This is a genomic window from Microbacterium umsixpiens, from assembly GCF_053543675.1.
On sequence record NZ_JBLVOH010000027.1, the window covers coordinates 18,200 to 19,250 of the forward strand.

The following is a 1,051-nucleotide window of genomic DNA, read 5'->3' on the forward strand; positions in this document are numbered from 1 at the left end:
CGGACAGCTCGAAAGGCTCGCAGACGTCGCCGGGGGATCATCGGCGGCGCGGTGGTCGCGGTGGTCGCGGCATCCGTCCTGACCGGGGTGTGGCTGTCGGGCCTCGGCCCCGTGGATCCGGAGGTGACCGACACCGTCGACACCGAGCAGTCTCCCGCGACGACTCCGGAGCCTTCCACGACACCCGTGAACGCTCCGGACCAGCCTGCTGAGCCGGTCGTGCCGGTCGTGCCCGCCGAAGACACCGAGCCCGGCGGCGGGAAGCCGACCGACGAGCAGAAAGCCGCCGAGAAAGCGGCCAAGGAAGCGGAGAAGGCGCAGCAGAAGGCCGATGAAGAGGCCAGGAAGCAGGCGGAGAAGGTGCAGAAAGAGGCGGAGAAGCGGGGCGACGGCTAGATCCTCCGGCCCGGACGGCCCGCTACTCGACGATGCAGGCCGAGGTCACGGTGAGGTGGATCAGGCCGTCGATACTCGACGTGTCCTTGATGCTCATCCGCTCCACGGGGCGGCCCTCGCGGTAGCGGATGTCCTCCGCGAGGGCGGTGGCGCAGCCGGAGAGGACGATGCCGATGATCTTGACCGCCGGTCCTCAGCGTCAGTTCGTTCCGGGTGGGAGCTTGTCGACGCCGTGCCGGTTCGGCTTGCCGGGTTCGGCCGCTGTTTCGGGCGAGGCGTGGGTCTCACCGACGGGTGCCTCGGAGGTCGGATAGCTCGGCTCTTCGATCTCGATCGCCTTGTCCCGCTCTTCGAGGGGAGGCAGGTGGTCCAGGGGCTGTTTGATGTCGTCTGGGTGTGTCATGCCCCGAGGATGCGACGCTCCGGAAGAGAACGCCAGGGGGTTGCGCACGTGCGAATCAGGTCACTCGTCCTGGTCGGCGACGTCGATATCGTCGTCCTCGTCGATGTCGTCATCGGTGGACGGCATGTCCGGGTCGATGCCGACGGCGTCGACGAGGGGCTGGTCATCGTGGTTGTTCTGCGGATCTGACATCAGAGACTCCGTTCGGACGAAAGGGATGGGGAGTTCAGTCTCGCCCTGCCGGCCCCGGCA

The 1,051-nt window shown here is 67.6% G+C and carries 2 protein-coding genes and 1 pseudogene; 1 reads left to right on the top strand and 2 read right to left on the bottom strand.

What is annotated here, in order from left to right:
* Positions 1–396: pseudogene (locus ACNPM4_RS02850) on the top strand (hypothetical protein); the annotation flags it as partial.
* A 199-nt stretch (positions 397–595) separates the two neighbouring features.
* Here the strand turns inward: ACNPM4_RS02850 and ACNPM4_RS02855 are convergent.
* Both ACNPM4_RS02855 and ACNPM4_RS02860 read right to left on the bottom strand, forming a co-directional pair.
* A complete protein-coding gene (locus ACNPM4_RS02855; RefSeq protein ID WP_029262377.1) occupies positions 596–799 on the bottom strand; it encodes a hypothetical protein in 204 nt (67 codons plus the stop codon).
* A 60-nt stretch (positions 800–859) separates the two neighbouring features.
* Entirely contained in the window at positions 860–991 is a 132-nt protein-coding gene (locus ACNPM4_RS02860) for a hypothetical protein (protein WP_258134278.1), read from the bottom strand.
* Positions 992–1,051 lie beyond the last annotated feature (60 nt).

What these genes read in the sequence shown, in the direction of transcription:
- ACNPM4_RS02860 (WP_258134278.1), bottom strand. Translation starts at nt 991, where the DNA reads ATGTCAGATCCGCAGAACAACCACGATGACCAGCCCCTCGTCGACGCC.
- ACNPM4_RS02855 (WP_029262377.1), bottom strand. Translation starts at nt 799, where the DNA reads ATGACACACCCAGACGACATCAAACAGCCCCTGGACCACCTGCCTCCC.